The organism is Streptomyces sindenensis, assembly GCF_014649035.1.
In the GTDB taxonomy this organism is placed as follows: Bacteria; Actinomycetota; Actinomycetes; order Streptomycetales; family Streptomycetaceae; genus Streptomyces; species Streptomyces sindenensis.
On the sequence record NZ_BMSG01000090.1, the window covers coordinates 1 to 755 of the forward strand.

At 69.0% G+C, this 755-nt stretch carries 1 protein-coding gene; it reads left to right on the forward strand.

All coding sequences use genetic code 11. The features are described from left to right. Positions 1 to 11 precede the first annotated feature (11 nt). Positions 12 to 755 (forward strand): IS5 family transposase gene (locus IE145_RS33165; RefSeq protein WP_229826033.1). Its coding sequence is split into 2 segments (ribosomal slippage), with 745 coding nucleotides annotated over them: positions 12 to 330 and positions 330 to 755; the frame shifts between segments, so codons are not numbered across the junction. This gene is flagged as partial in the annotation.

A 755-nucleotide genomic window follows, 5' to 3' on the forward strand; every position in this document is an offset into this window, starting at 1 on the left:
TGTCGCGTCGGCTGGTGCCGGACGAATTGTGGGAGCTGACAGCTCCGTTGATGCCGAGGTTCGCGTCTCGTCCGCAGGGTGGGGGTACTGCTCCGGTGGACGAGCGGGCGGTGTTCACGGCAGTGGTCTACGTGCTGACGAGCGGGTGTGCGTGGCGGTATCTGCCGGAGTCGTTCGGTGTCTCGCCGGCCACCGCGCACCGTCGATTCACCGTGTGGACGGAGGCCGGGCTGTGGCGCAGGCTGCACCGGGCGGTGCTGGACGAACTTGGAGCCAGGGGCGAGCTGGACTGGACGTCCGCGATCGTCGATGCCGCGTCGGTGCGGGCGAAAAGGGGGGCTCGCTGACCGGGCCGAATCCGGTCGATCGCGGCAAGAAGGGCAGCAAACTCCATGTGCTGTCCGAGGCCCAGGGCCTGCCTCTGGCCGTCGCGGTGTCCGGCGCGAACGTGCACGACAGTCAGGCGTTCAAGCCGTTGATTCTGGGCATTCCCGCCGTCCGCTCCCGGCGCGGACCGCGCCGGAGGAAGCCGGTGAAGGTCCGTGCGGACAAGGCGTACTACTCAGCAGAGCACCTCCGCTGGCTCCGCAGCCGGAACCTCATCGCGCGGATCGCCCGCCCCGGTATCGAGTCCGGCGAGCGGCTCGGCCGGCACCGCTGGAAGATCGAACGGTCGATCTCCTGGCTCTTCGGCTACCGCCGCCTCACCGTCCGGTACGAACGAAAAGGCAGCCACTTCCTCGCCTTCCTCGGCC